Annotated in this window: 24 protein-coding genes; 17 read left to right on the top strand and 7 right to left on the bottom strand. The window is 34.1% G+C overall.

Translation table 11 applies throughout. The features are described from left to right. Window positions 1–20 precede the first annotated feature (20 nt). The 7 genes from ACFSTE_RS18820 (at window position 21) to ACFSTE_RS18790 (ending at window position 6,010) form a co-directional block, all read left to right on the top strand. Window positions 21–914: a 2-dehydropantoate 2-reductase N-terminal domain-containing protein gene (locus ACFSTE_RS18820; protein ID WP_378255070.1), complete on the top strand. Its 894-nt coding sequence runs from the start codon at window positions 21–23 to the stop codon at window positions 912–914. Window positions 915–924: 10 nt separating this feature from the next. Next, complete coding sequence (locus ACFSTE_RS18815) at window positions 925–1,323, top strand: hypothetical protein (protein ID WP_378255068.1); 399 nt, start codon at window positions 925–927, stop codon at window positions 1,321–1,323. Window positions 1,324–1,338: 15 nt separating this feature from the next. Next, the gene (locus ACFSTE_RS18810; protein WP_378255066.1) at window positions 1,339–1,794 is read left to right on the top strand and encodes a pyridoxamine 5'-phosphate oxidase family protein; all 456 of its coding nucleotides are present in this window, start codon (window positions 1,339–1,341) and stop codon (window positions 1,792–1,794) included. Window positions 1,795–1,966: 172 nt separating this feature from the next. Then, the gene (locus ACFSTE_RS18805) at window positions 1,967–2,440 is read left to right on the top strand and encodes a hypothetical protein (RefSeq protein WP_176030129.1); all 474 of its coding nucleotides are present in this window, start codon (window positions 1,967–1,969) and stop codon (window positions 2,438–2,440) included. Beyond that, the gene (locus tag ACFSTE_RS18800; protein WP_176030130.1) at window positions 2,437–3,375 is read left to right on the top strand and encodes a LysR family transcriptional regulator; all 939 of its coding nucleotides are present in this window, start codon (window positions 2,437–2,439) and stop codon (window positions 3,373–3,375) included. The genes ACFSTE_RS18805 and ACFSTE_RS18800 overlap by 4 nt, the downstream gene beginning before the upstream one ends. Window positions 3,376–3,743: 368 nt before the next feature. After that, window positions 3,744–5,117, top strand: a complete 1,374-nt coding sequence (locus ACFSTE_RS18795; protein ID WP_378255063.1) for an MmgE/PrpD family protein — start codon at window positions 3,744–3,746, stop codon at window positions 5,115–5,117. An 11-nt stretch (window positions 5,118–5,128) separates the two neighbouring features. Further along, a complete protein-coding gene (locus ACFSTE_RS18790; protein ID WP_176030132.1) occupies window positions 5,129–6,010 on the top strand; it encodes a phosphosulfolactate synthase in 882 nt (293 codons plus the stop codon). 89 nt (window positions 6,011–6,099) lie between these two features. Here the strand turns inward: ACFSTE_RS18790 and ACFSTE_RS18785 are convergent, their stop codons facing one another. After that, a complete protein-coding gene (locus ACFSTE_RS18785) occupies window positions 6,100–7,428 on the bottom strand; it encodes a sensor histidine kinase (RefSeq protein WP_176030133.1) in 1,329 nt (442 codons plus the stop codon). Window positions 7,429–7,430: 2 nt separating this feature from the next. After that, window positions 7,431–8,801, bottom strand: coding sequence for a sigma-54-dependent transcriptional regulator (locus ACFSTE_RS18780; protein ID WP_378255061.1), 1,371 nt, complete (start codon window positions 8,799–8,801; stop codon window positions 7,431–7,433). A gap of 160 nt (window positions 8,802–8,961) precedes the next feature. On the opposite strand from ACFSTE_RS18780, the gene ACFSTE_RS18775 reads away from it, so the two are divergent. The 5 genes from ACFSTE_RS18775 (at window position 8,962) to ACFSTE_RS18755 (ending at window position 15,861) form a co-directional block, all read left to right on the top strand. Further along, entirely contained in the window at window positions 8,962–10,212 is a 1,251-nt protein-coding gene (locus ACFSTE_RS18775) for an efflux RND transporter periplasmic adaptor subunit (protein ID WP_176030135.1), read from the top strand. Between the two features lie 109 nt (window positions 10,213–10,321). Continuing rightward, on the top strand, window positions 10,322–11,023 hold the full coding sequence (locus ACFSTE_RS18770) for an ABC transporter ATP-binding protein (RefSeq protein ID WP_176030136.1): 702 nt from the start codon (window positions 10,322–10,324) through the stop codon (window positions 11,021–11,023). 35 nt (window positions 11,024–11,058) lie between these two features. Further along, complete coding sequence (locus tag ACFSTE_RS18765) at window positions 11,059–13,053, top strand: ABC transporter permease (protein WP_378255058.1); 1,995 nt, start codon at window positions 11,059–11,061, stop codon at window positions 13,051–13,053. Window positions 13,054–13,092: 39 nt separating this feature from the next. Further along, a complete protein-coding gene (locus ACFSTE_RS18760; protein WP_378255056.1) occupies window positions 13,093–13,467 on the top strand; it encodes an ABC transporter permease in 375 nt (124 codons plus the stop codon). A 60-nt stretch (window positions 13,468–13,527) separates the two neighbouring features. Continuing rightward, window positions 13,528–15,861, top strand: a complete 2,334-nt coding sequence (locus ACFSTE_RS18755; protein ID WP_378298340.1) for an ABC transporter permease — start codon at window positions 13,528–13,530, stop codon at window positions 15,859–15,861. An 80-nt stretch (window positions 15,862–15,941) separates the two neighbouring features. Here the strand turns inward: ACFSTE_RS18755 and ACFSTE_RS18750 are convergent, their stop codons facing one another. Next, window positions 15,942–17,018, bottom strand: a complete 1,077-nt coding sequence (locus tag ACFSTE_RS18750) for an ester cyclase (RefSeq protein ID WP_378255054.1) — start codon at window positions 17,016–17,018, stop codon at window positions 15,942–15,944. Between the two features lie 301 nt (window positions 17,019–17,319). Between ACFSTE_RS18750 and ACFSTE_RS18745 the strand changes: the two genes are divergently transcribed. The 5 genes from ACFSTE_RS18745 (at window position 17,320) to ACFSTE_RS18725 (ending at window position 22,284) form a co-directional block, all read left to right on the top strand. Continuing rightward, window positions 17,320–18,924 (top strand): hypothetical protein, encoded by a 1,605-nt coding sequence (locus ACFSTE_RS18745; protein WP_378255052.1) that lies wholly within the window; start codon window positions 17,320–17,322, stop codon window positions 18,922–18,924. Window positions 18,925–18,936: 12 nt separating this feature from the next. Beyond that, window positions 18,937–19,896 (top strand): M12 family metallopeptidase, encoded by a 960-nt coding sequence (locus tag ACFSTE_RS18740; RefSeq protein ID WP_378255050.1) that lies wholly within the window; start codon window positions 18,937–18,939, stop codon window positions 19,894–19,896. 90 nt (window positions 19,897–19,986) lie between these two features. Continuing rightward, entirely contained in the window at window positions 19,987–20,424 is a 438-nt protein-coding gene (locus tag ACFSTE_RS18735; protein WP_176030141.1) for a hypothetical protein, read from the top strand. 110 nt (window positions 20,425–20,534) lie between these two features. Beyond that, entirely contained in the window at window positions 20,535–20,990 is a 456-nt protein-coding gene (locus ACFSTE_RS18730; protein WP_378255048.1) for a MarR family winged helix-turn-helix transcriptional regulator, read from the top strand. Next, window positions 20,980–22,284 carry a S41 family peptidase gene (locus tag ACFSTE_RS18725; RefSeq protein WP_378255046.1) on the top strand — a complete coding sequence of 435 codons (1,305 nt, stop codon included), beginning with the start codon at window positions 20,980–20,982 and terminating at the stop codon, window positions 22,282–22,284. The genes ACFSTE_RS18730 and ACFSTE_RS18725 overlap by 11 nt, the downstream gene beginning before the upstream one ends. Window positions 22,285–22,373: 89 nt before the next feature. Here the strand turns inward: ACFSTE_RS18725 and ACFSTE_RS18720 are convergent, their stop codons facing one another. The 4 genes from ACFSTE_RS18720 to ACFSTE_RS18705 form a co-directional block, all read right to left on the bottom strand. After that, window positions 22,374–23,345, bottom strand: a complete 972-nt coding sequence (locus ACFSTE_RS18720) for a hypothetical protein (protein WP_176030144.1) — start codon at window positions 23,343–23,345, stop codon at window positions 22,374–22,376. A gap of 102 nt (window positions 23,346–23,447) precedes the next feature. Beyond that, a complete protein-coding gene (locus ACFSTE_RS18715; protein ID WP_378255043.1) occupies window positions 23,448–24,020 on the bottom strand; it encodes an SMI1/KNR4 family protein in 573 nt (190 codons plus the stop codon). Between the two features lie 56 nt (window positions 24,021–24,076). Beyond that, complete coding sequence (locus ACFSTE_RS18710; RefSeq protein WP_378255041.1) at window positions 24,077–24,571, bottom strand: erythromycin esterase family protein; 495 nt, start codon at window positions 24,569–24,571, stop codon at window positions 24,077–24,079. After that, window positions 24,571–25,326 carry an erythromycin esterase family protein gene (locus ACFSTE_RS18705; protein ID WP_378255039.1) on the bottom strand — a complete coding sequence of 252 codons (756 nt, stop codon included), beginning with the start codon at window positions 25,324–25,326 and terminating at the stop codon, window positions 24,571–24,573. Before ACFSTE_RS18705 ends, ACFSTE_RS18710 begins: the two co-directional genes overlap by 1 nt. Window positions 25,327–25,386 lie beyond the last annotated feature (60 nt).

The following is a 25,386-nucleotide window of genomic DNA, read 5'->3' as shown; positions in this document are numbered from 1 at the left end:
AAGAAAAAGATTTGTAATACGTGAGTTATAAAGTAGGAATATTAGGGGTTGGAGCCATAGGAACTTTAATGGCTTCTCTTTTATATCCTAATAAAAAGCTCTCTCTTTCCCTATATAATAGAAGCCCGAAACAACAGCTTTCTATATTTAATGACAAGAAAGAAAAGAAGATACCTATCCACGTTGAAACTTCTTTACCTGAAAAAAGAAAGCTGGATTTTTTGTGTATTTGTTTAAAAGAGCATCAAGTCAAAAATGCACATACTTTTTTAGCAGGTTTAATAGGTGTAGAAACTAAAGTAATCGTGATTAGAAATGGAATTCATCACAAAGAAGCTTTACTCCCATACACATCAGAAAGAAATATTATAGAAGCAGTTATTGATTGTCCGGTACAACCAATTGCAGATGGAAGATATGAGCAACTCAATAAACCAGTTTTAATTATAAATCGTACCGCATTCAGCGAGCTGTTCATCTCCTTATTTTCTCCAGCTGATATAAAAATTAATTGTATTTTAAATATAAAGACAATTGCCTGGAAAAAACTTTGTGAAAGTGCCGCTTTGGGAGCTATTCTTTGTTTAGCAGGAGAGAGTTGCTGGATATTCAAAGATCAGAGATTAGTCAATCTACATAAGAAATTATTACAGGAAGGAGTACAAGTAGCAATTGCAGATGGAGCAGAAATTAAGGAACCCATTTTTATCGAAGCAATACAAAAAAAGTTAGTAAACTACCCTCCAGAGAAAGGGAGTTCTATGCTATCTGACAGAAAAAGAGGAGCTCCCATAGAATTAGGAGCTAAAAATCAGGTGATTTCCTCTTTGGGAAAACAATATGCTATAGAAACACCAATTCATGATTTGGTATGTATGCTTTTAGAGAAAACGAATAATAACCCAACTAGTTAAAAAATACAGTATGGAAGCCTCTAAAATTTTCAAAAAATTGTTGGTTCATAAGGCGAATCGATTGTTGATTTATAACGCCCCGGATCATTATGAAGCTATTTGTCATGGAATAAGTTTTGACCGACAATTCACAAATGCTGAAAAAAATGTTTATGACTTTATTCAAATATTTGCCCAAAAACAGGAAGAACTAGAAGCGATATTGCCACAAATTATTCCATATGCTACTTATGATGGACTGTTTTGGATATGTTATCCAAAGGGTACTGGAAATATAAAAAGTAATATCAACAGAAGCACTACATGGGAGGCTTTTTCGTTGATTAATTATAAACCAGTAACTCAGGTTGCCATTGATCAAACCTGGACTGCTATGCGGGGAAGACCTGTTGATAGGGTAGGAAAATAATAAATATAAGATTATATGATTACGACTGCTATTAAAGAATCTATTGAAAAAAGTGTACTGTGTTGGCTGGCAACTGCTTCTAAAGAAAATATACCTAATGTTTCCCCAAAAGAAGCTTTTACACACTATAATGATGATAGTATTATTATAGCCAATATAGCCTCTCCACAATCGATGCAAAACATCAAAGAAAATGCACTGGTATGTGTTAGCTTTATTGATGTTTTTGTACAAAAAGGATTTCAGATAAAAGGAACCGCCCGCCTGATTGATATAACCGATGAAGAATTTAATATGGCGAAGGTACCCTTGCTGGAAATGACAAAAGGAAAATTTCCTTTTTCCTCTATTACACTTATAAAAGTAGAAAAAGTGAAAAAAATTATAGCCCCTTCGTATATTTTATATCCTGATACTACAGAAGAAGAGCAGGTTTCCAGTGCTTTAAAAACATATGTGCCAAATAAATAATGTGATGTAAAGCTTGAAAATTAAAGAATTATTATAATTATTTTTATTTAGACTCATTATAAATAAATATAATTTATTAAATTTGTATGCATAGGTAGGTTATGAAGTACATTGATATTGTATCAGTACATAACCTTTACGATTAAAAAGTAAGCTATTTAATGCTTTTTATATGGATACGATACATTTTGATATACAAAAATCTAATATAGAAGATTACCTGACGACTGCTATATTTGTTAATAATATAGACCTGAAAGACATATTATTTCAGGTAGAACAGTCACAAATTAAAGATCCTTCTCTGATTAATATAGCGGGAGCATATGAAGGAATTTCACCCTACATTGCTTTTCATTTAAAAAATCACTTTCTAAAGGATACAATTAGGGAGTATCAATATTATGGAGATAGGTTTACGCTCATGGAATATGCCAATACTGGGATTCCAGGGGATCATACAATTACCTGTCAAATAGATATTTGCAAAGATGTGGTGGAATGGAGTAATTTTAAGAATTTCGATTCCCTCACAGCTATTGAATTTGATTATTCGGATATTGGAAGTTTTAGATTCGAAAGGAAGCAATACGAAGCTGCTATATCTACCTTATGTAATAACCAGATAAAAGAACTATACGTATGAATTTCAATCAACTAAAATATATTATTGCAGTTGATAAATTTAAAAACTTTAATCGAGCTGCCATTGAATGTGAAATTGCACAATCTACCTTGAGTAGAGAAGTTCAGCGATTAGAAAAAGAACATGATATTATTATTTTTGATCGTTCTAGGCAGCCGGTAGTTCCAACCTTAAAAGGAGAAGAGCTTATACAAATGGCAAAAGAAATTCTAAAGTTAAAGAGAAGGTTCGTAGCTATTGCAGAAACTAAAAAAAACGAAGTAAGTGGTAGTATTAATCTTGCTATTGCCGAAATTTTAGCTCCATATATCACTCCGGTATTCATTAATTCTATCACCAAAAAATATCCAAAACTAAAAATTAATATCATGGAGCTAAGTGATAGAAAGATAGAAGATGATCTAAGTTCAGAAGCTATTGATGCAGCTATTATGGTTGCTCCTTCCTTATCACATGATTATCATCAGCAATTTTTGTTTAAGGAATCACTTATTTTATATTCTTCTGACCATCAATCTCTAAAAAAGAACAGGGAAAATAATAGCTTTAATTTTAATAGTATAACGCTTCATGAAGATATCAAAGAGCTGTTGCTAAAAATGAATGATGATACCATTACTAAATGTATAAATGAAGAGGTGAATGTAACTTATGCCAAAGGAAACTTAGAAACAATTAGAAATGTAATAGATTATAACAAAGGAAGTACCTTACTTCCCAAGTTGTCTTTATTGTATATGCGACCTGATGTGATGAATAAGGTATATACATTTTCTGAAAGCTCTCATGAGTTAAAAATTAACCTGATTACATCCCGTGGTTTTCATAAAAAAAGGATTACCAAAATATTAAGTAACGAAATCAAAGACAATATAAAGAGGGTAAATGGTTTGTATGCGTATTTCAAACCGATGAGAAGCTGTGTCCCCTCGTAAAATTATAAACATTTTAGTCTGAATTTTTTATCCATAGTGTTTGTTTCCCTGTTGTAATTTTTTTCAGCAGGGAAATTTTTATTGACACCACCAAAGGGGATAATATCCTAATGCTTACCCCAGGTAATTTACTTGACGTAATAATTGGAACGAGAGATGATATAAAGCATTCTTCATAAATAATGCAATGCTGTCTCAGATGATTAATCACTAAAGATAGTGATGCCTTTGTGTATAAATACATAATTATCATTGAATAAGCAATCGCTTTTTGCTATAGAGCTAATCGTTTTTTGTTATTAAGAATAATTCTAAATAACCTTACTTTTGAATCAATAAATAACGGTAATTTAAAAAGTTAGTGTAGTATGACAGAAGTTCAAAAATTAGCTACATTTTCTTCAAGTAGAAAATTTAGCGACTTATCCAAAGAAGCCATCAGAGAATTAAAAATACGAGTATTAGACTCTATAGGTTGTGCGATTGGAGCTTTAGAAGGTGCTCCGGTACGAAGGATTAAAGACCAAATTGAAGATTTTGGAGGAAACCCTTTAGCAACTATGATCGGAGGAAACAAAACAGCCCCTGACAGGGCTTCTTTTTATAATTCTGCATTGATACGATATTTAGATTATAACGACAGTTATTTAGCAAAGGGAGAAACATGTCATCCATCTGATACTATAGGATCTATTCTGGCAGCAGGACAGTATGCAGATATATCCGGAAAACAGTTTTTGACTGCCGTAGCCATCGCCTATCAGGTACAGTGTCGTCTGAGTGATGTTGCTCCGGTACGGCATAAAGGTTTTGACCATACTGTACAGGGAGCGTATGGGACTGCAGCAGGAGTCTCATATGCTTTGGGCTTATCACCAGAAAAAACAGCTAATGCCATTGCTATTGCTGGAACAGCTTACAATGCACTACGTGTAACCAGAACAGGTAATTTGTCGAACTGGAAAGGATTAGCATTTCCATCCACAGCTTGGACAGCTACACACGCTGCTTTTTTAGCCATGAGAGGAATCACAGGTCCCGAAGAAGTTTTTGAGGGGAATAAAGGATTCAAAGATAGTATTGCCGGAGATTTTTCTATTGATTGGAGTGCAGAAGATTTGGAACGTGTACGCAAAACAATTATCAAAAAATACAATGCCGAAATTCACTCTCAGTCTACCTTAGAAGGAGTCATTGAACTGAGAAATAAATATGCTTTTAATCCAGATGATATAGCATCCATAACCCTACATACATTTGATGTAGCATATCATATTATTGGAGGAGGAGAAGAAGGAAGCAAAAAAAATATAAGAACCAAGGAAGAAGCAGACCACAGCTTGCCATATATGATCGCTGCTGCAATTTTGGATGGCAATGTACTTCCTGCTCAATATAAACCCGAGCGAATTCTCAAAGAGGATATTCAGACTCTTCTCAAAAAAGTACAGGTATTTGAGAAAAAAGAATATTCCGATAAATTCCCAGATCAGGAAGCATGTGATGTTACTATCATATTCAAAGATGGGAAAACCCTTCATATTGATAAAGTCGATTATGAAGGGTTTCATACCCGACCTGCTTCCTGGGGTTTTATTTGTGAAAAATTCAATAATCTGTCAAAAGACTTTACAGATCAGGAATTGAGAAATAAAATAATAACCGTCGTACAAAATTTAGAAGACCACAGTATAAATGATTTAATGAATCTTTTATCTCAGGTAATTCCAGTAGCTATATAAAATAAAAAAATATGTCAGTATCAACAGTATCTCCAAATGGAGAAACAGCAACAAAAAAACAAGAAAAATTTATAACTAATCCAATTTCATTCGAATGGTTACAGCGCAACAGCAGAAGCCAGAAACCGAGAAGTACCGGATTAACAGAAATACGAGCAGCTTACTATTCTAATTTCGGACTGAATTATTTTCAGGATATATTAGAGACTAGTGGGAACTATGTAGATAGTATAAAGTTTGCCGGAGGATCCTTTACATTTATGAACCCTAAGAAAATAAGAGAAATTAATGATTTGGCACATCAATATGGTACACTAGTTTCTACCGGAGGGTTTATAGAATACGTACTGACCAAAGGAAAAGATGCGGTAAAAAAATACATTCATGAATGCAAGGAATTAGGCTTCGATATTATAGAAATATCAACCGGATTTATCTCAATTCCTACAGATGATTGGCTACGGGTAATAGAAGATGTACAAAAAGCTGGGTTAAAAGCCAAACCCGAAATCGGAATCCAGTTTGGAGCTGGGGGTGATAGTACCCAAAGTGAATTAGAAAGCGAAGGGGTTCAGGATGTAGGTTATGCAGTAAAGCAAGCCAAACGATTTATTGATGCCGGAGCTTACATTATTATGATAGAGTCAGAAGGAATTACTGAGAATGCTAATCCCTGGCGGGTAGATGTCCCAGCGACTTTTATTAATGAAGTAGGTCTCGAAAATTTAATGTTCGAAGCAGCAGATCCACAAGTATTCAAATGGTATATAAAAAATTACGGTCCCGAAGTTAATGTATTTGTAGACCATAGCCAGATTGTACAATTAGAATGTACAAGACAAGGAATCTGGGGAACAAACGATGTATGGGGACGTATTGTTACCTATAAATAATACCTATTTTTCACTCAGCCACTGTACCGTATGTTACCAACATCTCTTAAGTGGGAAGGAGGCGATAATTCTCTCGCCTCCTTTGTGTATTATAGATAATTAAAACTGAGGACAAAAGTAGTTTTAACAGTATCAGAAGTAAAATACATATGACCTTGATGCGCTTCCATAATGGCTTTGGAAAGTGTTAACCCTATACCGGCACCGTCTTTTCTCGTGGTAAAATAAGGAATAAAAACACTGTCCTTTATCGTATCTGAAATACCACTCCCATTATCAGAAAAGAAAATATTGATCTTACTGTCATTCTGTGAAATCTCAATAGAAATATATGGAGCTTCCGTTGTCTGAAGAGCATGTATGCTATTTAAAATTAAATTAATAAATACTTGTTCGATTTGTTCCGGATCAATTTGAAGCCAGTAAGGTGTCTCCATATTTTTTTTAACATTGATGGTATGTTTGTCGAATTGTTGCTGAAATAATGCTACTGTATTTTCTATCAGCTCAGCGATATTCGTCATCTTCTTTTGCGGAAGCGGAAGCGCAGCTAGTTTTCTATAGGTGTTTACAAAGCGGGTAAGATGCTGTGATCTCTTTTTTATAATGCGCAGTCCTTGCGAAAGTTCATCTACATTTTCGGCAGTTAACTCATCTAATACAATTCCTTCGAGATTATCCGCCAAACTACTTATAGGAGTAATCGTATTAATAATTTCGTGAGACATCACATTCATAAGCTTATACCAGGATTCTTTTTCTTTTTTATCAATTAATTGTTGTACTGTTTCCAGTGAAATAATCTGATATTGAAAATCACTGTTTTGAATTACAGAAGTTTTTAGATAAAAGGTTTCCGAGGTATTATTAATTTTTAATGTAATGACATGTTTTAAAGAACCCCATTTTTTTGGGTTGATAATCTTTATAAGTTCCGGTATTTTGGATAAGAGGATGTTCCATTGATACAATTTGGGGATTTTTAGAAAATCACAGAAAGCCTGATTGATTACAAATATTTCGATATTTCCTGTTCTATTTTTTCGTAGAATAAGCATCCCATTAGGGAGGTGCTCAATGATTTTATGAAAGATGATATTTTGAGAAGATTGTATCGTATTATTTTCTTTACTCTTTTCAATCAATAGTGCTAATTTGTTATAAACCCCTTGTGTTTTCTTTTGTTGAGAAATTGAGATGGAATAATCCTTGTGCAATAAACAGTCAATAATACATTCGATATCAACAGTAAGTTTTTTAAGGGCATCAAAAAATAACAAGATTTGTAATATCAGGAGTATTATAAATAATATAAAGGAGACCATGTATCCTTTTTGGTAGAAAAGAAGGAGTAGCATTCCCGTTCCCAGCAGCAACAGTATACGTAATAGATAAAGGAAGGATTGTTTCTTTGTCACAATTATAGTTGGTGTTTGTCGAGTCTTCTGTATAAAGCAGCTCTGGTGATGCCTAATTCTTTGGCAGTTTTACTAATGTTTCCCTGGTGTTTTTCCAAAGCATTTTGGATTAACATTTTTTCCGAAGTCTCCAGGTGTAAGGTTTGCACAGGAGTTGCCTCATATTTTTTAGAAGAAAAATGAAGATCTGATGGTGTGATAGCATTTTCTTCAGTAATAATAACTCCACGTTCGATTATATGTTCTAATTCCCGAATATTACCTGGCCATGAATATGCTGTCAGAGCAGCCATTGCTTGGGGCGTAATTTGATGGATTGATTTTCTGTATTTTTGATTGAGTTTGTTTAGAAAGTAATGTGCCAGTAATGGAATATCTTTGGTGCGTTCCCGTAGTGGAGGAAGATTTAATTCGATCGTATTAATTCTGTATAACAGATCTTGCCGGAAACTTCCCTCTGTAACCATTTGATGAATATTCGCATTGGTTGCACAGATAATCCGTACATCAATATCGCGTTCGATTGCTTCTCCCAAACGAGTTATTTTTCTATTCTGGATCACTGTGAGTAATTTAGATTGCAGGTGTAATGGAAGGTTACCTATTTCATCTAAGAAGATGGTTCCTTTTTGTGCCAGTTCAAAACGACCGATTGTATCTTTATGCGCATCTGTAAAGGCTCCTTTTGTATATCCGAAAAGCTCACTTTCGAATAAGTTTTCGTTGAGGGCTCCCAGGTCAACATGAATAAACGGATACTTACTTCTGTTAGATTGTAAGTGAAGCTCCTTCGCAAATACGTATTTTCCGGTTCCATTCTCTCCTAGAATCAAAATTGTAGCATCCGTAGGAGCTACTTTTTTTAATAAACTCATAGCATCAGTCATCGCTTTGGAATGACCGATAATATGCTCTGTTTGTTGATGAAAATTTTTATTATCCAGCTGTTGTATCGATTCGAATTGCGTATTCTTTCTTTTGGATCTTGATAATTCTACTCCAGCATTAATTGTACTGTAGAGTTTATCATTATCCCAGGGTTTTAGAATAAAATCAGTGGCTCCTTTTTTGATAGCTTCGACAGCAAGATGTACACTACCAAATGCAGTCATGAGAATAACTGTGGTTTCCGGGCTTATCTTTTTTATGTGCTCCAGCCAGTAAATCCCTTCTTTTCCATCTTCATAACCGATTCTGTAATTCATATCGAGTAAGACGACATCAATCGCTTCGTTAGATACCAGCTGAGTAATTTTTTTAGGCGTACTGGTAGTAAGTATCTGCTTAAAATACTTTTTTAAACTAATTCTCGCAGAAAACAATATATCTTCATCGTCATCTACCAATAGGATGGTCGCTTCTTTTTTTCTCATATACATAGTTACATAGATGTTTGAAAACGAACAAATAAATGTTCGAAAACGAACACCTTGATTTATGAATATAATTATAAGTATCTGATTATTAGTTTTTTGATAATTTGTTTTTTTGTGGCATGTTTATCGAATCATAGGTAATAAACGATCAGTAACGATGGATAGACAACGAATACCTAATAAAAATAAAAAACGAAAGCGAATACTAATGTTAGGAATCCCACTATTAGTGGTGGTAAGTATTTTATTAATGAATCTTACCCGTAAAAAACAAGTAAATATAAAAAGAGAAATGATCTCTATAAAGGAAGTAAAACGAGGAGATTTTGAAGATGTCGTATTATTTAATAGTGTCGTGGTTCCCAAAAATACAATTCTATTGAATGTCATACAAGGAGGATCTGTTGCGGAGATATTTGCAGAAAATGGTCAGGAGGTACAAAAAGGAATGCCTTTGGTACGAATCTATAACCCTACGGCAGAACTTAATTTCCTTACACAGGAAACAGCTATTGTAGAGCAGATTAATAACCTTAGAAATATCAGAGCCACCATAAAAAATCAGCAACTCAATCTGGATCAACAATTATTGCAGATTGATAATGATTATAAGAATGCTTCAAGGCAGTATCAGATCGATACTGTGTTATATACCAAACAAGTTATTTCCAGAAATCAATATCAGACATCAAAACAAGAGTTTGATTATCAAAAAGACAGAAACGAAGCAATTAAAACCAGTGTTACTCAGGAAAAAACAGATAGAAAAATACAGCTGTCGAGAATAAACACCTCCATTCAAAATATGGAGAAAAGCCTGGAACTATTAAAAAAGAATAAAGAAAATTTTATTATCAAAGCCCCTGTAGACGGTTTACTATCCTCATTTAATCTAACCATAGGTCAGAATTACAATCAGGGAGATGCCATAGGAAAGATTGATATACTGGATGGATATAAATTAACCGCCAAAATTGATGAGTATTATATATCTAAAATCAATGAAGGAATAAAAGGAAAAATCAATAGTCAAGCCATTGATTTTGATATAGAAGTATTAAAAGTAGACCCTGAAGTTATTAATGGACAATTCGAGGTAGAACTCGCTTTTCATCTGGATAGTCTCCCCAAAACTATTAAGAGGGGGATGAGTGTCAAAACCAAACTTTTCTTATCCAATAATAAAAAGGCAGTACTGATTCCTAAAGGGATGTTTTATCAAAGTACGAATGGAAATTGGATCTTTCTGTTGAAGAATGAAACCACTGCAATTAAGAAAGCCATAAAAATCGGAAGAGAAAACCCTTTTTACTATGAAGTTTTGGAAGGACTCAAAGAAGGAGATCAGGTGATCACATCCAATTACGAAGATTTTTTGAATATCGAACAAATAAATATAAAACAATAAATAAACAGAGAGTATGATAATTTTAATAATGATTAGTATCGAATGTATTAAAGAACAGATTTTATTATTAATATAGGAGTTAATATCCCTTTTAAAGAAAGAATTAAAAATGATAGCAATAGAAAATATAGAAAAAATATACAGAACAGAAGAAGTAGAAACAACTGCATTGAACCAATTGAGCTTAACAGTAAAAAAAGGGGAATTTGTTTCTATAATGGGCACCTCAGGATGTGGTAAGTCTACATTATTAAATGTAATAGGACTTTTAGATACCGTAGATAGTGGTAGTTATATGTTTGACGGAGAAGAAGTAGCCCATTGTAGTGAAAAGGAAAGAGCCGGTATTCGAAAAGAAAATGTAGGCTTTGTGTTCCAGAATTTTAACCTGATAGATGAGCTTTCAGTCTATGAGAATGTCGAACTTCCTTTGATATACAATAAAGTTCCAGCCAAAGAACGAAAAAAGCGGGTAGGTGAGATATTAGAACGAGTAGGGATTAGTCATAGGAGCAAGCATTTCCCATTGCAACTTTCGGGAGGACAACAACAACGAGTTGCTGTGGCCAGAGCATTAGTGACCAAGCCAAAGTTAATCCTTGCCGATGAACCTACAGGAAACTTGGATAGTAAAAGTGGAAATGAGGTTATGGAATTATTAACCGAACTCCATGCAGAAGGAGCTACGATCATTATGGTGACGCATTCCTCATACGATGCTAAGTTTTCCAGTCGAATAGTCTTAATGAAAGACGGTATCATTGTATCAGAAGAAGAAAATGTCAATAAAGTAGACGTACTGATACAATAAAAGAGGTCATATCATCAATCAAAATCAACAGCAGTATGTTTCAAACATGGTTTAAAATATTTTTTAGGAATCAAAAGAAAAACTGGTTAAACATTGTTATTAATGTTTCCGGATTAACACTGGGTTTGGCAGGTTTACTCATCGTCCTGGTTTATTTTCACGATGAACAGAGTTACAACCGATGGAATTCCAATAAGGAAGTCGTATATCGTATATCCAATAAATCTAAAAGAAATGGGATCTGGCATGTAGGAACAGTAGCACAGACAAAATTATATAAAGAAAAAATTCCCGAAGTAACGGCTACCATAATGAGTGATCACCTATACAGGGGAGAGGTTATTACGTATAACCACACTAATTTTTTCTCAGAAAAAGTGTTGGAATCTCAAGGACAGTTTTTTGATTTCTTTCCTTTTATAGAAGAAAAAGGATCCTTTGAACAATTCAAAAAAAATGACCAACAAGTAGCTTTGTCTACTCAATTTGCCAAAAGAATTTTTGGAAATAACAACCCTGTCAATAAGCGTATTAGAATAAAAGACGAAGAATATACCATTGCTTGCGTGTATGCTATTCCGGGAAATTCTCATTATCAACCGGAAATTATCTATCAGTACGATAGTGATATAGAGCCTACCTGGAGTAACTTTAGATATGAGATCTTTTTCAAAGTAAATGAAGGAGCAAAGATAGAAACGGTGGTAGAAAAAATGAATAGAATAAACATTGATGAATACCATGATAAACATAAAGGAAATTTAACCATCGAAGAATTCGGAGAAAAATTTGGATTCATGACGGTTATTCCTGAAAAGTTAGCAGATATCAGATTGCATCCGGTGTCCAAAAGTGGTGGTCCTGAAGGTAGAGGGAATTATCAATTGCTTCTTATTTTATTAGGACTCTCTATACTACTAATTATTATTTCGTGTATTAATTTTATCAATCTCAGCACAGCATCCGTAAGCCAGCGAGCGAAGGAGGTAGGGGTCAAAAAGACCTTGGGATTATCAAAAAAGCAATTAATAATGCAGTATGTTTCGGAGATTGTATTTCAGGGAATGTTAGCGCTTATTTTTGCTTTGATTATAGTAGAATTAATCTTACCGTATTTTAATGATTTTATAGGAAAAGAGTTGACAATTCACAATCCTTCTATTCTTCTTAAAATTGTAATTACTGCTATAGTAATTTCTGTAATTGTCGGAATAATTCCGGCGATATATTGGTCTAATTTTAAAACTGTCCAGGTTTTGAAAGGGAACTTTTCCAGAAGTAAAAAAGGAATCCATATTCGCAACGGGATGTTAGGATTTCAATTTTTAATTTCAGGTTTTTTTCTGATTGGAGTTCTGGTGATTTACCATCAGATTAATTACATGATTTCTAAAGATGTAGGTTTTGATAAAGAACAGATCATTGTGGTTACTATGTATGACGTAGGGGAGGATTATAAAAAATATCAACTCACTAGAAAGGAACTGACGAAACATCCGAATATCACTGCTATAACATCTAGTATGTTTGTTCCGGGAGAAGGGTTTGTAAATGGAACAAATTTAAACGATGGTAAGGATATCTCTTTTAGTGCTGCGACTAACCCCATAGATTTTAACTACATTAATTTTAGTGGTATTAAAATAGTAAAAGGAAGAGACTTATCAGAGAAGTTTTCATCAGATACGATTAACAATATACTTATCAATGAGACAGCCGCTAAAAGATTAGATATCTACAATGATCCCATAGGAAAGAAGTTGGGATCAGGCTGGATAGAAGATGATGAACCTAGACTGGTTGTTGTAGGCATGATAGAAGATTATCATTTTGACGGTTTTGATAGTAAAATAGCCCCTATGTTTTTGGCACATTGGAATACATTCTCTTTTGCCAAAAACTGGATTAGTTCCATCCAGTTCAAAGTAAAAACAGAAGATGTATCAAAAACAATTGCAGATATCGAAGCCTTTTGGAGGGCTAATATTGATGAGAAGTATCCTTTTGAATATGAATTTTTGGATAAATAATTTGCCAAAACCTACGAAAAGTATCAAAAGCAACAAAGTATGTTTTTAGTATTATCTATTGTCGTTATTATTATCTCTTTACTAGGATTGTTTGCTCTGGCTACACTGACTATTCAGCAGCGATTAAAAGAAGTAGCCATTCGCAAAACACTAGGTGCCTCCATACGAGAAATTATGTTTCAGCTTATTAAGAGCTTCCTGAAAATCACCTTGATCGCTTCTGTGATATTACTCCCGTTAGCATATTATTTTATGCAGAATTGGCTGGATAATTTTGTCTATAGAGTAGAGATGCCTTGGTGGCCTTTTATCTGTACTCCGGTTCTTTTGGTTGTATTAGTATTTGCAGTTGTTGGTTTTAAAGCATATCGGGCGACTAAAGTAGATTTAATTAAGTATCTAAAATTTGAGTAAGTGATGATACGATTGTGGTGTAAGTTATTTTATCGGCAGAGCAAAAAGCACTGGCTGCATTTGATTATAAATAATCTGGGATTAACATTGGGGATAACTTCTCTTATTATGGTGCTGTTATATTTTAATAATGAGAAGAGTTATGACCAATGGAATCCTAATAAGGATACTATTTACAAAGTCAGTCATAAGATGTTTAATGGGGAGTATTTCGATACTACAACCGTTCCCGAAGGACCTGTTTCTACAGAGGTAATCCCAGAAATAAGTGCTTTTGTATCAACTAAAACAGAATATTCAAAAGATGTCATAACATATAATGATATTTCGATTTTTCAGGGAAAAATGCTGGAAGTAGATTCTAATTTTTTTGATTTTTTTCCACATCCCATTCTAAAAGGAAATCCCGAAGAAATTTTAAAAGCTAATAATAGTGTTGTAATTTCTTCCAGCGTAGAAAAAAAATTGTTTGGGAATGCCTCTTCATATGGAAAAACGATTAAGGTAGGAAATAAAGAGTATATAGTTACAGGAGTATATGAACTGCAAAGACCTTCTATTATAGAACCCCAGGTTTTGTTTAAAAAAGAAATAGACAATCGCCTCTGGTGGGGGAATTATAACCGATATACGTTTTATAGGGTAAAAGAAGGAACTGATATCCCTGCATTAGAAAAAAAAATGTTTCAGGTTTTTGAAGAAAATTACTTTCGGAAAGAAGCAAAAGAATTAGGAATATCGGTACAGGAATATGTTGATATACAAGGAGCAATTCCTTTTGTAGAATCGTTAGAGTCCGTACGATTATTTACCAAAGGAGATGGGAGTTTGGAAGGGAAAGGAAATTATCCATTGTTGGTGAGTATGTTGATACTGTCCATTTTAATCATCGCTATTTCATGTGTTAATTTTATCAACTTATCCATAGCAACTGCAGTTTTTAGAGCAAAAGAAGTTGGCATTCAGAAAAGTAACGGAGTGTCCAAAGGACAGATTATCACCCAGTATTTTCTGGAAATAGGAATACAATGCCTCTTATCTTTTTTCTTAGCATTGGTTTTGGTAGAACTTATAGTTCCTCATTTCAATGATTTTATAGGTAAGGAATTAGCTATTACCAGTGGAGGAGTAGTATTTAGAGTTTTTCTGATTGTGATTGCTCTGATAGGTGGTATCGGAAGTGTTATTGGAGGATATATCGCCAATTTTGATATTAATAAAGTACTCAAAGGGAATTTTTCGAGAAGTAAGCGGATGATTATAATGCGAAATGGGATGCTCGGGTTGCAATTTGTTATCTCTGGTTTTTTCCTGATTGGAAGCCTGGTTATGTATGCGCAGCTAAAATATATGAATGAGAAAGATACTGGGTTTTCGGGAGAGCAAATTATTACAGTAGCATTTAATAATCCTGAGGGAAATTATTGGGAGCAATATCAGTTGATAAAACAAGAATTAGAAAAACACCCTGGTATTATTACCATTGGAGCCAGTAGTGTATCGCCTGGATTGACTCAGAATTTTACATTGGATATGGATTATTTAGGAAAGGTAGTAGAAGTAACAGGGATTCCTACTGATTTTGGATATTTTGATATGATGGGAGTGGCAATGGCTTCGGGTAGGGATTTTTCAGCGACCTTTTCTTCAGATAGTTTGAACACTATTATTTTTAATAAAACGGCTATTAAAGCATTAGGAATAAAAGATCCGATTCAGAAAAAAATAAATTTGATAGGGAAAGAACTGACAATCATTGGCGTTGTCAATGATTACCATATCAAAGGATATGACAAGAAAATCGCTCCTGCTTTTTATGTACATTTTAATACCATTGAATGGTTCAATGAAACTTTTGAGACGGTACATTTCAAAATTAAAGAAAGAGAGATGTATAAAACGATCGCAGATATTGAACAATTCTGGAATGAAGAAATAGAAACGTCTTATCCATTTACGTATGCTTTTATGGATAAGCAATTCAAGAAAACATTTGAAAAGTACGAGCAGCAAAAAATAATCTTTCTAAGTCTCACTCTCATTGTTATTATTATCAGTTTGCTGGGATTATTTGCCTTATCCACTCTTACCATCCAACAGCGATATAAAGAAATTGCAATTCGAAAAACATTGGGAGCAACAACCCTTGTTATTATGAAACAATTATTCAAAGATTTTTTTAGAATAACCGTGATGGCTTCTTTTATACTATTGCCGTTGGCTTTTTACAGTACGAGCTTATGGTTGGATAATTTTATCTATAAGATTGATATGCCGGTATGGCCATATCTGCTGACTCCCTTCCTTTTGTTATTACTAGTATTTATGGTTGTAGGAGTCAAGTCTTATAAGGCCACAAAAGTAGACTTGATCAAGTACCTGAAATTCGAATAACGAAATATTCTATTATAATAAAACCCGATACCTTTCTTGGTATCAGGTTTTATTGTTATAAGTAAGTTAGGTAGAAAATATTATAACCCCAGTTGGTTATCATAGGTTTGATTATCCCAAAAAAGGTATTCTTCAACCATTTTACCATTTTCCCAACGACCAAAAGTAACCATGGTATATTTTAATTTATTCCCGTTAGGAGGAATGACGGTACCATCATCCAGAGTTAATGGCTTCGTAAAAGTTGCTTCCTGAATACCGATTACTGCAGTCCAATCTCCACTGGCTATTCGTACGGGGTGCTCTTGTATTCTGGTATCTGGAAGGTATTCGAATTCTGGTTTTAACAGGTTGACATGAGGATCCAGTCCCACTTCAGAAAAACCATTAGGGTAGTATACTTTTATATCATCGGCATGACTTATACGAAAGCCTTCCCAGTTCTGATTGGTGTAATGCTCGAAATCCAACTCATCAAAAATCCGAAGACGTTCGTTGTTAATTCGCTCTTCTTTTTTGAATTGCAAGTATTCTGTCCAGGGAGATTTTGTAGTCTTAGAAATAGCATGAATAGCCATATCTTCTCTTAGAATCGCAGCATCAGTATCATTAAGTCCTAATTGTTCTGCAAAGGCTTTATTATCCCAAAAAAGATATTCTTCTACCATTTTTAATCCTTCCCATTTGGCAATAGTAGCCATTAATAAATTTAATTTTTTCCCATTAGAGGGGTTTGTTCCTTCCATTCTGCCAATTACAGCCGTCCAATCTCCATTTCCGAATTTTACAGGATGCCCGGTAATCTTCAGATCAGGAACCAGGTCGAATGCAGGTTTCAAAGAATTGGTATGTGCATCAAGTCCATGAGTGATGCTACCATCTGCATTGTGAACTATGATATCATCGGCATGACTAATGCTAAAAGCATCCCAATCCTGATTGTTATAGTGATCGAAATCGAGTTGATCAAATAACTCAATGCGTTTTTTAGTTTGTTGACGCTCTTTTCGGAAATTATAAAGTTCTCTTTTCCAAGAAGATCCTTTGGTGTCATCCTCTTCAGTTACAGTTTGTGTATTTGTAGATTCGTCTTCATTACATGAAAAAAATGTACAGACGATCAGTAATAGGCAAATGGTTTTAAGTGCGGTTTTCATATGTATTAATTTAAATGTATTACCCGTTTGACATCGATGTTGTGGATAGGTATTAATAAGGCAAAATTGAAAAGAAATACAATCAAAAAACTTTAAGTACTTAAAGAAATGTCTTCAGAAAAAAATATCCCTGTTAGCGGGTATGTTTTGGCTTTGTTATAGGAAATACATTTGATAACAACACAAAATCGTATCACAAAATGATACAGAATGTAACGAGTCATCATAAAACCTTCAGTTGTAGAAACAGGACAATATGAGGTGTTTTATTAAATGACAATTAAACTAATATTACCAACACATGAAAACAAAAATTACATGGCTATTAGTTATCCTATCTTCATGGATAACAGCTCAGGAAAATGATGTATTCGAAAGATTGCATAGTACAAAATTAGACAATCATCTTTTTATCACTTATGACGGGACCGATTTTTTTTATAAAGAATCTCATATTAACGAAGAGGAAACGTATACGAAAATAGAAAAAGAGGAAGCTAAAAAGTTTCAGATCAGTAATGATCATGAAAATACACTAAAGCTATTTTTACAGTTTTATAACCCTCTAAAATATACAATAACCAGTTCGGTAACAGAGGAAGAATCTCCGGATTATGCTGCGATTATTTCATTTATAAACAACCTTCCTACAGATTTTACTTTTGCATCTGAGGCAGTAGAAACGGCGGCTGCTACTACCGGTAATAAAAAATATCAAACAAGGTCTAGAAATAAACAAGTAAAGAAAAGATATGAAGAGGTAAACAATAGTATTGATAATATGTATCGACAATCCCCTATTTTATATGACTGGATATCTGTTTTTGCAAATTCTCTGGAAGGAAGTAGATTTAGTGAACCGACTTATTCCTTACAATTAAAAAGAATAATCGATAAAATTAATGGCTTACAGACTGTAGAAAACTATTTATTCCAAAAATTTAAGATCAATGAAATTAGAAAAGATAAGGAAGAAAGAAGTGTTAATGAATGGATTCAATACATGACAGCAAATATACAGGAAGCTACTGATATAACTTCTTTTATGAATGTTTTGAAAACATCAAATACAGTACAACGGATATTGGAAGAAAAAAAAGAAGCCGCTAGAAAAAGTTTACAAGAATTACAGGAGTTGTTAAGTGAAGAATCCTTGTCATTAGAATCCGTATTAGGAAAAAAACAAGGTAAAACCAAGAAGGAGAAATTCAGAGAGCTAACAGCTAGTAAGCAGTTATTGATTTCTGCTGTGTATCTCGATAAAATGAAAGAACAGGAAGCAGCCATTACTAAGCTCAAAGAGCTCAACACAGAAATGAATGCCTTTTTAGTGCAATTTCAGAAGCAACCATCTAATGATATCGAAGGTTATAAAATGATACATAGCGATAAGTTTGGATGGAAATATACCAAAATGAGAACCTATGAAATTATGGGAACCAATCTGACAGGGGATACAAAGGGAAAAAAACGTGTAGTAAAAATTACGGTATCAAAAAGTCAGGGACGTATTGCTGTTTTTGGATCTGTCGGATTATTTTATACTCCATTTGAGTATAAAAATTACGGAATATCAGAAGATAAGGTTGCCGAAACACAGGGTGATCCGGTATACCTAAGACCTGCAGCATACCTTAATTTCTTATACAAATTTAAACATGGAGATCTCTTATATCCCATGTTTCAGGTAGGGATTACTCAGGGCATAAAAACACCACTTTTTCCGATAGGCGCAGGTTTTTCGATCCGAAATAACTTTTCGATCACCGCAGGTCCTTTAATTGCTTTTCAGAATGAACTGGGAGATTTATCAATAGGAGATACCGCAGATGATGCACTTCTCAAAGATGATATAACAACCCATGTAAAATGGAGCTGGTATCTATCACTTAATTATAAATTTTAATTCCCTTGTATCATGTTTTTAAAAATTAAAATAGGGCTATTGATTAGCCTGGGAATTATCAGCAATCTAGAAGGACAAACTTCCGAAACGTCTGTGGAGAAGGAAGAGGAAGCGTCAAATGCGTATCAGGGATTTTGTACAGAAATGCCCTCATTTACGACGGGTCAGTTGATTCATTTTGCTATGGACAAGAGAATTCAAAAAGATGCTATAACCGCTGGTTATAAGAATAGCTGGAGCACATTCTATAACTGGAGAAAACGGAATGTGACACCAGAAAAAGGAGTGGCTGTAATGATGGAAGAATATCAAAAAGAAGTTATGAAAGAAGAAGATATTTCCGAAGTATATAAAACGATGTATCAGCTAAAGGCTGTTATATTAAATGATCAGATATGGAATAAAAATAAGCTGAAAGTTCGGTTTATTGATGGAGATAAAAATAATATAAAAAGAGTAATTAAATATGCCCGGGAGTGGGAGAGGTATTGCAACGTACGATTTCGTTTTATAGAAAGAGGAATGGCAGATATAACGATTACTTTTGAAGATGAAGGGTACTGGTCATTTATAGGAAGTAATTCAAAAGATAAGGTACCTTCGATGAGTCTCTCTTCAATAGAAAGAGAAAATACAGCTAATTTTCGGGGAATTGTCTTACATGAATTTGGTCATGCATTAGGGTTAATTCACGAGCATCAGGGACCTGCATTCACCTACGAATGGAATACAGAGGAAGTGTATGCATATTATAAGGACAAACATGGCTGGGAAGAAGAAGAAACTTATAATAACGTACTGTACAGATACAATTTTGACCAGGTAACAAGAGAAGATACCACTCCTTTTGACCCGAAATCTATTATGATCTATTATATCCCGAAAAAGTTATTAAAAAATACAAGTCACACTTTTCATAGAAATAATGAACTGTCGGAAAAAGACAAACAATTTATACGAAGAAAATATTGAGGTAATTTGCTGTTTATAAAGGAAATATGATGAAATATTTTTCTGGTAGGAATATAGTATGTTTATAAATCTTAAAACCAATATACTAATATGACACAGACAAAATTAATAGACAGTATTGCCAAAGCGATTCATAGTAATCCGGCATTTGTAGAGATCGAAGCAGGATATAGTTTTTACAACCCGAGTTCAGTAAATGGTCCTTTTGGAAAATTTGACCTTCAGATATTTTCTGATAACACTGTTTCAGGAACAATGGACATCCAAACTATTTGGGGATTGGGTACTACTACCAAATTACAATTATCAGGAACATATAAGGAAAAAGCAAACCAGCATTATTTTAAGTTGATAGGCAAAGGATATGAAAGTGCTAACCTGGGAAAGAAAAAACACTATGTAGAAATGGAAGTATCGATAGAAATAGAAGCAAATTGGGAAAAAGGAAAAGTAGCTTTTGGCGTATCATTACCAGAAGTGTTTGGAGGACTGCCCGCCAAAATGGTCTATTTCAGGCAACCCAATTAAAGTAATAAAAAAAGAAGCATTGAAGAAGTTCAATGCTTCTTTTATTGGATTCTTCATTATTTTTTTATTTATTTGATATATCAAATATATGTATATCAAATAAATAAATTATGGAGATTCCTTCTAAGACTATTTTTTACCTGATTGAGAAAGCAATTAAGGAGTACAGGAAGTTTGCCCTTAAGAATATCAGAGCTCAGGTTTCGGATATAACGATTGATCAATCCTTATTATTAGCTTTTAAACAGAAGTATCCGGAATACTCACAGCAAGAAATAGCAGAGTTGATTTTTAAAGATAATGCCTCGGTTACAAGAATGATAGAGTCGATGGTAGGCAAAGACTATCTGCGGCGGGAAATTCATGCGGCAGATCGAAGAAAATATGATCTTCAGATTACTGAAAAAGGAGCAGCGGTGTTAGCGCTTATAGGGCCAGTTATTATAGCCAATAGAGAAGAAGCTTTAGAAGGGATATCTGAGGAAGCTTTAGAGAACTTAGAAACTACTTTACAAAAAATCATAACAAATTGCCTTCAATTTCAAATAAATAAGCATGATGATTAGAAAAATAAGCCTATATCTGTTCTTATTGATCACGTTTAACAATATTGGGCAGGAGTCAAAAGATCAACTTACAGTAGAAGAGAAAAAAGAAGTAATCCAGGGTATTCAGCGTATTTTAGAAAAGAATTATGTTTTTCCTGAGGTCGCTAATGATATTAATAAATTATTAGAGAAGAAGCTCCATGGATATCTCGATATCTCCTCTGGGACAGCATTCACAAATGCATTAATACAAGATATACGATCGATCAATCATGATCAGCATTTAAATATTTATTATACACCAGAAAGCGCAGGTAACACGGAGTTAATAACAGTGCCTTCTGGAGATATAGAAAGAGGAAAAAATACGAATTACGGTTTCCCGGAGGTACGGATTTTAGAGGGGAATGTCGGTTATGTAAAGTTGATAAACTTCTCGATAGGAGATCAGGTAGAAGCAGCGATGAAAAGTGCTACACATGCAATGAATTTTATACAAAATTCAGACGCTTTTATTTTTGATTTGAGGAATAATCCCGGGGGGAGTACATTGCAGACACTGTATGTGCTGAGTTATTTTTTTGAAGAAGACCATAAAAAAATAGGAAGTTATTTTGACAGACCGTCGGGAGTTACAACCAGTTATAATACGGTAGCAGTACAAGGGGATAAGTTGACGGGAAGACCGGTTTACATATTGGTAAACGAAGAATCCTTTTCTGCTCCCGAAATGTTTGCATATACATTACAACAGTATAAAAAAGCAGTTATTATGGGAACCAAAACGGGAGGGGGGGCTAATCCAGGCGAGAAAATCCGGATAAACGATCGTTTCTCAATTCATGTTTCTACAGGAAGAATCATCAATGAATTATCACAGACTAATTGGGAGCAGGTAGGGGTAACTCCTGATATTAAAGCAGGCGAAAAAGATATGATCCTGTCAGCACATATCAGAATTATAGAGAACATGTTGAATGCTGATACAGAAAATAAAGCCTATGCCAAACTGTTAAAAAAGCTAAAAGCCACGCAAGACCCCTTAAATATAAAAACGACTCTTCTGGATCAGTATACAGGTACCTACTCTCTGGAAGGAGGAAAAATAGTGACGATTAGCAGAGAATGTGGATCTCTCTACGGAAGAATGCAGGGAGATGAACACAAAATAAAATTAATAGCCTTATCGGCGCAAGTGTTTAAAGCAGTAGGAGTCGATGCAAAAATTGTTTTTGCAGAAGACCACGCAACAACAACTTCCCTCATATTTACCATAGGAGGATACGAAATGAAAGGACATAAGGTTCATTAATTTTCATAGCGGATCCATAAAGAAATAAAAAGACTTTTCTGCTGTATTGTTTTAGTAGATTCATAGCGAATAACCCCCGAAGAAATTTTCTATTCCAGTCTGTCGAATCTGTACTTCATATCAGTTCCGGAGAATTCTTCAAAGGAAATTCCTTCAAAATTTCCACTATCAGAAGGAGCGCTCTCGACTGCTGAGATTAGTTTTTTCTTAGTAACCCAGGTTGTCAGATAATAACTATCTTCTAAGTTAAACCCATTTATTCTATAAAGTTCTCGGTGTTCTTTGTCTAAATATCTGGGAGATTTGAACAGGATAGAATCGTTCGTATGTTGTATTACTTTGGCAGTAATATTTTGGTAATACTCCTTACAGGTAAAATAAAAAAGATAGCCTCTTTTCGGGTTTTCGATATACTCAATTCTTCGATCGATATACCTTTGATATGAGTCCGCCTCTCTTTTTTTATCCAAGTAATCATTAACCAAGCTAAAGCCTAGTATTGAAACTACCAGTACGGCTATTAAGATTAATATAGCGCGATATGTCCTTTTTTGAGATTGTATTTTTTCCTCTGGGGTCAGCACCTTTTTTTTCTTTAAAAAGCTAAGTATAATGAGTGCTAGTCCTCCCACTAATATTCCTAAAAAGGCCCAAAGATATTTTTTCCTGTTCAGGTGTTTTGCATAATCATAGGCTGTTTTCATAGAAATAATGCTGATAATTATCTTGATAAAAACATTAAAAATGGACAGGAAGTCTATTTCTAAAGCAATTACAAGAATGGATAATGCAATGGAGATGACTAAAAAAAGTATTCCTAGTAGCAAGACAGAAGTTGCATTGCTTTTTGATTGCTCCGCATCGTGCTTTATTGTAGACTCATCTCCGTATTTAATGGTCGAAACATCGATATGCTCCCCGCGATTTTTAAGTATCTGGATAATGATATGAAGCACTGTTGGTCTGTATTCTCTACTATTTTCAGTAACAATCGTTTTTAGTTCTTCTGTAGATAACTTGGAATATTTTTTTTCAATATCGTGATTGGAATATCTAGGCATCGTATCGCTTTTTAAGTTGTAGGGGAAAAGATAGCCCTGTTTTTAAGAACAATACACGCTAAGAAATTTTCATGGATGAATGGTTTAATCTTGTACGGTATATTATTTCCGGATAGGAGTAGCTACAATAAATTCTTTTTCCCAGGCTGTAATATACTCATTAATATCAAAATAATCATCAAAGTCATGGGGAGCTGTCTTTTCGTAGTATTGATTCAAGCTGTGTAAGAAGTCAGAAAGACCGGGAGCTATCACTGACCTGTCATCATCACTTTTCCAATACTCTATCAATTGCCCTTTTTCTCCCGTAAAGATGCCTTTTAGATCATAACAGATATGACTTCCCCCACCATTCGAAAAAATAGGTAACCAATGCTCGTTCCACCAGTTTTCAATAGTAAAATCATAACCGATCATTTCGGTTAGTTCGTGGTTATCTGATAATACTAGTTCCAAGGGTTGAAACATTGCATTATTCACAAAAGCCTCATAACAGTCTTCCCGCTGACCGTTTTTCCATAAGTACAATTCTTTCAGATCAGCAGGTAGGGATATTTTATATTGTTCTTCCAGTTCAGCAATTTTTTGTTCGGATAACGGAGGTTGAAGAGCCGTATAGTATTCAGAACGTTTTTCTTTTAGGTGCGAAGTCAGTTTGTCTATTTCTGCTTTCATGTTATTTGTCGTTTTTGATTGGATTTTACGTCACTGTTTTTATCAGGGATTAGGTATTATTTAATCCAGTTTATAGGATTTGTTTTATCGAGGTAAATAATGGCATCAAAAGCTTTTCCCAACTCATTTGTTTCAATCGTATTATTTCTGGCTCTGGCACCGGCACCACTTACAGTAGTTATAGGAGCTTCTAAGTACATTCTCAGTTCCGGATTTGTTTTAGCTTTTCTTAGTTTTAAGAATGTATTAGGTGTTCCCATTTGTTTTAAAGAGTAACTAAATGTGTTTTTTGGCACCTCCTTATACATAAATGTTTTAAAATTCCAATTATTGGTCCTATTAGCATCAAAAGGATATGCGAGAAATTCTCCGGTACCGAAGTCCGTAGCAATAGCATAATAAGCTGATCCATACACTTTTCTTAATTGATGCCCTGCGACATCTACGATTCCATTGGAAACCCAATCACCAACATGACTGTTATGTGCCCAATAAAGGGCCTTTGATTCCTCTCCATGTAGGTTTAGAATCCATTGAATATTCTCAGCCATTACATATCCCGAAGGTCGTGTTTTCGTTGTACTGTAGTTTGATGTATGGTGGTAACAAATTGCCCTAATACTATAATATGTTGATAAGCAATATTAAATTCTCGTTCTGAGGTTTTGCGGATAAATTCTTCATAGTTGTTTTCAAAATGCTTTTTTAGCTTTATATACGAAAGGTAATAATCAGTTTTTTCACTGTCTTCAATCGATTGCCAAATATGTTTTTCGAAACCATCAATTTGATATTCAGAACCAACATTAGACAAGTATTCTCTGATCCTGTTTATATCTGCCAGTACAATTTGCATTTCACAACCGTACAGATGGATTTTATCGAGGTGATTTTGATTGTATTCTTTTAATTGGTTCATTAGCTCTATAAACTCTTTAGTCTCATATCGCCAGCTGGTATTATGATTGTCCAGAATGCTTTTCAGGTCATCTCGTTTTCCCTGTATATAATCATTCAGGTATTGACCTTCTCCGAAACCAGTTTCTATAATACATATTTTGAATCCTTGTTTTTCGGATAAATAATGCATCAATTCTTTAGCAAGAATAGTGAACTCCGAAGTTCCATGTGTGTCTTCTCCATACCCTACAATTCGGATATCGGTTAATTCATTATCGAGAAATGAAAAAGAATCCGCCGTTAAATGATCAAATCCAATGGCGTATTTTTTTAAGACATCGGTATGTTGTGCGTTACTAAGAATGGTAGTACACAGGGTAAAAAAGAATACTATTTTATAATTCATCTCTATATTTTTTATAGGGTAATAAAGTTTATTGTATGTGTCATATTAGGGAAAATATTA

It is taken from the genome of Aquimarina hainanensis (assembly GCF_042684685.1).
In the GTDB taxonomy this organism is placed as follows: domain Bacteria; phylum Bacteroidota; class Bacteroidia; order Flavobacteriales; family Flavobacteriaceae; genus Aquimarina; species Aquimarina hainanensis.
This window is presented reverse-complemented; position numbering and strand designations above follow the sequence as displayed.